Below are 6,976 nucleotides of genomic sequence, written 5' to 3'. Positions count from 1 at the left end.
GGTAGGGGGGTGAGCCCCCGCGAGGTAGGGGGCTCACCCCCCTACCTCGGCGCTCACCTCCCGGAGGACCACATGACCCACCCGACTCCCCCGTCCACGACGACCGGCGCGCGGCCGACGGCCCCTCCCGCAGGCACCACCGTGCACCCGCGCTCGACCGCGAGCGCCCTCGTCAACGGCGAGCCCTACCCGCTCACCGCCCCCACGACCGTCGCAGCGCTGGTCGCCGCGCTCCTGCCCGAGCTCGTCGGGGACACCGGGGACGTCCCCCGCGGCGTCGCGGTCGCGATCGACGACGCCGTGCTCCCCCGCAGCACGTGGTCGTCCACGACCCTGCGCGACGGCGACCGCGTCGAGGTCGTCACGGCGGTGCAGGGTGGTTGACACCAGGCAGGACACGGACCGCGCACCCGACGACTCCCTGGTCGTCGCGGGCGTCCCCCTCGGCTCCCGCCTGGTCATGGGCACGGGCGGCGCGGCCAACCTGCTGACGCTCGAGGACGCCCTCGTGGCGTCCGGGACCGCGCTCACGACCGTCGCGATGCGCCGCGTCGCGCGGGTGCGTCCGTCGGGTGGCGCAGGCGGCGACAGGGGTGCGGGCGAGACCGGCATCTGGGGCCTGCTCGACCGCCTCGGCATCCGCGCCCTGCCCAACACCGCGGGCTGCTTCTCGGCCAAGGAGGCAGTCCTCACGGCCCACCTCGCGCGCGAGGCCTGCGGCACGGACTGGGTCAAGCTCGAGGTGATCGCCGACGACGTGACGCTCCTGCCCGACCCGATCGGGCTCGTCCAGGCCGCCGAGACCCTGGTCCGCGACGGCTTCACGGTGCTGCCGTACACCAACGACGACCCCATCCTCGCGCGCCGCCTCGAGGACGTGGGGTGCGCGGCCGTCATGCCGCTCGGTGCGCCCATCGGGTCGGGGCTCGGCATCCTCAACCCGCGCAACATCGCAGCCATCGCGTCGGCCGCCCGGGTGCCCGTGATCCTGGACGCGGGGATCGGGACCGCGTCCGAGGCCGCGCACGCCCTCGAGCTCGGGTGCGACGGGGTTCTCCTGGCGACCGCTGTCACCCGCGCTGCCGACCCCGTGCGGATGGCCACGGCCATGCGGCTCGCGGTCGAGGCCGGGCGTCTCGCCGCGCTCGCGGGCCGCATCCCGCGACGCGAGCAGGCGCTCGCGAGCTCACCGGTCGACGGGATGGTGGGCCGGACCGGGTCGGGCGGCGCCGGGCTCACGGCCGGGCTCACGGGGGCCGGGGTGCTGGGCGGCGGGAACCTCGACCTGGCGCTGTGACCGGTTCGCCGAGGTAGAGGCTTCTCGTCGAGGTAGAGGCTTCTGGCCCTCTACCTCGACGGCAGGCCTCTACCTCAGCGGAGCGATCAGTACGTCGGGCGCCCCGGCTCGACGTCCCGCACCCACGCCAGGACCCCGCCCTCGACGTTGCGCGCGTCCACGCCCACCGCTCGTGCGAGCCCCGCGACCCGGTCCGACCGGCCCCCGACCTTGCACAGCACCGCGACCGTCCGGTCCCGGGGAAGGTCCGCGAGCGCAGCCCGCGCGTCCGGCCCGGCGTAGACCCCGCTCGGCACGACGCGGGCGCCGTCGATCCCGACGATCTGCGTCTCCCAGTCCTCGCGCACGTCGAGCAGCAGCAGGTCGTCGTCGGGGTCGGCGAGGCGGGCGGCGAGCTCGCGGGGGGTCAGGCTCGTCGGCGCCGGGCCGGCTCCGGCCGGAGCGCCCACGGGGCCCGACGACGTCGTCCCCCCTCGACCGGTCGGCCCACCAGGTGCCCGGGTCGCGTTATGCGGCGCCGGACCGGCTGGTGGGTCGACGTCCTCGGACGCGGCAAGGACGCCCGACGGCGCCACGCCCGGCCCGCGGACCGGCGCACCGAGGACCGTGCCCGCCCCGGGCAGCCCGCGCACGCCCGACTCCCCCGGGACCCCGGCGAGGTCGACCGCGAGGCGACCCTCCGCCGTCGGGCCGGAGAGACTCTCGAAGAGGCCCCCCGCGACCGCAGGACGCACCGCGCCGGCGCCCACGGGAACCGGCGCCAGCCCGCAGAACGCCTCGTAGGCCTGGTCCCCGGACAGCAGGCCAGTGACCGGCTCGCGCTGCGGGTCGGCGCGGACCGTGAGGTGGCGCCACGTGAGCTCGAGCGAGTCGTAGACCGCGAGGCGTCCCAGGAGCGTGCGGCCCGCGCCCGTGACGAGCTTGACGGCCTCGGTCGCCATGACCGAGCCGATCGTCCCGCACATGGCGCCGAGCACACCGCCCGTGGCGCAGTCGGGGACCGTGCCGGGGGGCGGCGGCTCGGGGAACACGTCGCGGTAGACCACGCCCTCGCCCCCGGGGGGCGTCGCCCAGAAGACGCTCACCTGGCCCTGGAACCGGAAGATCGATCCCCACACGCACGGGATGCCCGCGATCTCCGCGGCGTCCCCCACGAGGTAGCGGGTCGCGAAGTTGTCGGTCCCGTCGAGGACCAGGTCGTAGCCGGCCAGGACGTCCAGGACGTTGCCCGCGTCGAGGCGCTGCTCGTGCAGGCGGACGGTCACGTGGGGGTTGACCTCGGCGATCGCGTCCCGCGCCGAGGCGACCTTGGGCCGTCCCACGTCCGAGCCGCCGTGGATCACCTGGCGCTGGAGGTTGGAGACCTCGACGCGGTCGTCGTCGACGATCCCGATCGTGCCGACCCCCGCCGCCGCGAGGTAGAGCAGCGCGGGGCTGCCCAGCCCGCCCGCGCCCACGACCAGGACGCGCGCGGCGCGCAGCCGCTGCTGGCCCTCGATCCCGATGCCCGGCAGCGCGAGGTGCCGCGAGTACCGGGCGAGCTCCTCGGGGCTGAGCGGCTCGGTCGAGGGCGCGACCAGCGGCGGCAGCGAGGTCATCGTGCGTACTGCTCCACGAGCGCGTCGAGCTTGGCCTCGGCCTCGCGGTGGACCTTCTTCTCCAGGACGAAGGACATGACCGGCACGACACCGGCGAACACCATGCTGGTCAGGCGGCCCCAGCTCCAGCGCATCTTGGACCACAGGTCGAGGACCGTGACGAGGTAGACCACGTAGATCCAGCCGTGCGCGAACGGGATCCAGCCGACGAAGCGCATCACGCCGTCGACGTCGACGAACGCGCCCACGCCGTACTTGACGATCATCTCGACGCACAGGATCAGGAGCATCACACCGGTGATGAGAGCCATCACGCGGTAGCGCGCGAGCGCGCCGCGGGCCTTGCGGACCGCGGTGTCGACGACCTCCTGCGTGGGGGCCTGCGCCACGGCGTCGGAGGTCTGCTGCGTGCCGGCGGGGTCGGGCGTGGTCATGGGAAGGTTTCCTTACGCTGTGCGAAAATCCGTGGCTCGGTGTCGGTGGCCACACCTAATGTTAGTGACCGTGCGACCCCTCCCCCTCCCCGACCCGGGCACCCCTCCGCTCACCGGCCCTGGCGCCCTCCTCTGGTGGCTCGCCCGCCGCCAGTGGGGCATCCTCACGATCGCCGTCCTGCTCGGCATGGTCACGTTCGGGTGCCAGGCCGTCATGCCCTACGTGCTCGGCCGAGCCCTCGACGAAGGGCTGAGCGAGGGCTTCGGCGCGGTCCTGCTGGGCTGGGCCGCGGTCATGCTCGGGATCGGCGTGGTCCAGGTGGCTGCCGCCGCGGTCGGGCACCGCTTCGACATCGAGAACTGGCTGCGCTCGGCCTTCACCACGTCGCAGCTCGTCGGGGACACCGTGGCCCGTTCGGGGCACACCATCACCGACGAGCTCCCCACGGGAGAGGTCGTCTCGGCCGTCGCGTCGGACGCCCTGCGCGTGGGCGAGGTCTACGCGATCGCGGCGCGGTTCGCGGGCTCGCTCATGGCGTACGCGGTCGTCGCGGGCATCATGCTGAGCACCTCGTTCCAGCTGGGGCTCGTCGTCGTCCTGGGCCTGCCGGTCGTCGCGGGCATCCTCGCGTTCCTCGTCAAGCCGCTCCAGCAGCGCCAGGCCGCCCAGCGCGAGGCCTCGGGCCGGCTCACGACGCTCGGCGCGGACACCGTCTCGGGCCTGCGGATCCTGCGCGGCATCGGCGGCGAGAAGGTCTTCACGGACCGGTACCGGACCCAGTCGCAGGACGTGCGCCGCACGGGCGTGCGCGTCGCGACGACGCAGTCCTACCTCGACGCGCTCCAGGTCCTGCTGCCCGGGCTGTTCGTGGCCCTGGTCCTGTACCTGGGCGCGCACGCCGCGGTGCGCGGGGAGATCAGCCCGGGGCAGCTCGTGGCGTTCTACGGCTACGCGGCGTTCCTGTCGTGGCCCTTGCAGATCGCGACGCAGACGCTCCAGGCTACGACGCGCGCGCACGTCGCCGCGAAGAAGCTCATCAAGGTCCTCTCGGTCGTCCCCGCGACGGGCGCGACGCCCGGCACGGCCGCGACGCCGCCCGTGGGCTCGGTGCTGGTCGACGACGCGAGCGGCGTCGAGCTCGCGCCCGGCCGGGTCGTCGCGCTCGTGAGCGTGGACCCGGACGAGTCGGCGCGCATCGCCACGCGCATGGGCCGGTTCGACGACGTCGCGGAGGCGGGCACGCCCGTGCACCTGGGCGGGGTCCGGCTCGCGGACCTCGACAAGGACGTGGTGCGCGAACGCATCGTCGTCGCCGAGGCCACGCCGCACCTGTTCTCGGGCGTGCTCGGCGAGGAGCTCGACGTGCGCGGGGGGAACCTCGAGGCCGAGCTGATGCGCGCCATCATGATCGCCGACGCGCACGACGTCCTGGACTCGGTCCCGGACGGCCTCGCGGGCGACCCCCCGGAGAAGGGCCGGTCCCTGTCCGGCGGCCAGCGTCAGCGCGTGGCGCTGGCCCGCGCGATCCTCACCGACCCGGAGATCCTGATCCTCATCGAGCCCACGAGCGCGGTCGACGCCCACACCGAGGCCCGCATCGCCGAGCGCCTCGCCGAGGTCCGGCGCGGTCGCACCACGCTCGTCGTGACCGCGAGCCCGCTCGTGCTCGACCACGTGGACGACGTCCTGTTCGTCGAGGACGGCCGCGTCGTGACCCACGGGACGCACCGCGAGCTCCTGCACCGCCCGCGCGGCGCGCACCAGGGCGAGCAGGCCGCGCGCTACCGCGCCGTCGTCGGGCGCTCGATGGACGAGCCCGCGGCCACGCCGCCCGGCGAGGACGCGCACGGGACCGACCACCTGACCTCGAGCTCCCCCGAGCTCTCCGACGCCTCGAAGGGCGTGTCATGAAGCTGCCCATCGCCGACGGCCCCACCGTCCGCAAGCACACCGCCTACCTGGTCCGCGAGCACCGCGGGACGCTGATCGGGCTCGCGGTCCTGCACACCGTCGCGGCGGTCGCCGGGCTCGCGGGCCCGTGGATCCTGGGCAGGCTCGTCGACGCGGTCACCCAGGGCACCACGGCCACCTACGTGAACCAGGTCATCGCGATCGGCGTGGTCGCGGTCATCGTCCAGGCCGTGCTGATCCGCTACGCCCAGAAGGCCTCGATGATCTTCGGTGAGGCCGTCTTCGCCGAGCTCCGCGAGGACTTCCTCGAGACCGTCACGACCCTGCCGCTGTCGACCGTCGAGCGCGCGGGCACGGGCGACCTCGTCGCGCGCACCACGAACGACGTCAACCGCATCCAGCACGCCGTCCGGTTCGGCGTCCCGCGCCTGATCGTCGCGGTCGTGACCATCCTGCTCACGGTCGTCGCGAGCCTGCTCACGTCGCCGCTCGTCGCGGTCTCGCTGTTCGTCGGCGTGCCGCTGATGGTCGTCGTCTCCCGCTGGTACCTGCGCCGGGCCTCGCCCGGGTACCAGCGCGAGTCGGCCGCGTACGCGGCACTCAACGGCACCATCACCGAGTCGGTCGAGGGCGCCCGGACGGTCGACGCCCTGCGGCTGGGCGCACGCCGTCGGGCACGGGTCCAGGCGGACCTGCGCGAGGCCTTCGCCGCCGAGAGGTACACGCTGAACCTGCGGACCGTGCTGTTCCCCGCGGTCGACTTCACGTTCGTCCTCGCGCCCGTCGCGGTCATCGTGTGGGGCGGCTACATGATCTCCACGGGGCACGCGACCCTCGGTGCCGTGACCACCATCGCGATGTACGCGTTCCAGCTCGCGGGGCCCGTGTGGGAGCTCATCTTCTGGCTCGACGAGATCCAGGTCGCGGCGACCTCGCTCGCCCGCATCGTGGGCGTCAAGCTCGTCGACAGCGACCGCGAGGCCGGGGACCGGGTCCCCACCGACGAGCACGTCGTGGCGCGAGACGTCGAGTACGCGTACCGCGCGGGGCACAACGTGCTGCACGGGATCGACCTGGACCTTCGCGTCGGTGAGCGCCTGGCCGTGGTCGGCCCCTCGGGCGCAGGCAAGTCGACCCTGGGGCGCATGCTCGCGGGCATCCACCCACCCACGGGTGGGTCGGTGCAGGTGGGCGGTGTCGACCTGGTCGACCTGCCGCTCGACGACCTGCGCCGCCACGTCGCCCTGGTCACCCAGGAGCACCACGTTTTCGTGGGCTCGCTCGCGGACAACCTCCGCCTGGCCGACGAGGGAGCGGACGACGAGCAGCTGCTCGCCGCGCTGGCCGCGGTCGACGCCCGCGGCTGGGTCGAGTCCCTCCCCGAGGGCCTCGCGACCGAGGTCGGCTCGGGCGGCCACGTCCTGACCCCGGCGCAGGCCCAGCAGGTCGCGCTCGCCCGGCTCGTGCTGCTCGACCCGCACACGCTGATCCTCGACGAGGCGACCTCGCTGCTCGACCCGCGGGCGGCCCGGCACCTCGAGCGCTCGCTCAACGCGGTGCTCGAGGGGCGTACGGTCGTGGCGATCGCGCACCGCCTGCACACCGCGCACGACGCCGACCGGGTCGCGGTCGTCGACGGGGGCCGCATCACCGAGATCGGGCCGCACGAGGAGCTCGTCGCCGCAGGGGGCGACTACGCGCGCCTCTGGCACTCCTGGCAGCAGGAGTAGCCGCG

Annotated in this window: 6 protein-coding genes; 4 read left to right on the top strand and 2 right to left on the bottom strand. The window is 74.2% G+C overall.

Annotated features, from left to right (window positions below; all coding sequences use genetic code 11):
• Together thiS and OERS_RS04390 are read left to right on the top strand one after the other, a co-directional pair.
• Window positions 1-384, top strand: a 384-nt coding sequence (gene thiS, locus OERS_RS22350) for a sulfur carrier protein ThiS (RefSeq protein WP_322788278.1), incomplete at its 5' end; no start/stop codon positions are given.
• A 76-nt stretch (window positions 385-460) separates the two neighbouring features.
• A complete protein-coding gene (locus OERS_RS04390) occupies window positions 461-1,297 on the top strand; it encodes a thiazole synthase (RefSeq protein ID WP_139107694.1) in 837 nt (278 codons plus the stop codon).
• Between the two features lie 86 nt (window positions 1,298-1,383).
• On the opposite strand, the gene moeB is transcribed toward OERS_RS04390, so the two are convergent.
• Together moeB and OERS_RS04380 are read right to left on the bottom strand one after the other, a co-directional pair.
• Complete coding sequence (gene moeB, locus OERS_RS22375; protein ID WP_083201214.1) at window positions 1,384-2,895, bottom strand: molybdopterin-synthase adenylyltransferase MoeB; 1,512 nt, start codon at window positions 2,893-2,895, stop codon at window positions 1,384-1,386.
• Entirely contained in the window at window positions 2,892-3,329 is a 438-nt protein-coding gene (locus OERS_RS04380) for a DUF3817 domain-containing protein (protein WP_056653922.1), read from the bottom strand. The genes moeB and OERS_RS04380 overlap by 4 nt, the downstream gene beginning before the upstream one ends.
• Window positions 3,330-3,387: 58 nt before the next feature.
• Here OERS_RS04380 and OERS_RS04375 point away from each other — a divergent pair, with 58 nt between their 5' ends.
• Together OERS_RS04375 and OERS_RS04370 are read left to right on the top strand one after the other, a co-directional pair.
• Window positions 3,388-5,241, top strand: coding sequence for an ABC transporter ATP-binding protein (locus tag OERS_RS04375; RefSeq protein WP_068624715.1), 1,854 nt, complete (start codon window positions 3,388-3,390; stop codon window positions 5,239-5,241).
• Window positions 5,238-6,971, top strand: a complete 1,734-nt coding sequence (locus tag OERS_RS04370; RefSeq protein WP_068624713.1) for an ABC transporter ATP-binding protein — start codon at window positions 5,238-5,240, stop codon at window positions 6,969-6,971. Before OERS_RS04375 ends, OERS_RS04370 begins: the two co-directional genes overlap by 4 nt.
• Window positions 6,972-6,976: the final 5 nt, after the last annotated feature.

The sequence above is a fragment of the Oerskovia enterophila genome, assembly GCF_001692445.1.
GTDB lineage: Bacteria > Actinomycetota > Actinomycetes > Actinomycetales > Cellulomonadaceae > Oerskovia > Oerskovia enterophila.
This window is presented reverse-complemented; position numbering and strand designations above follow the sequence as displayed.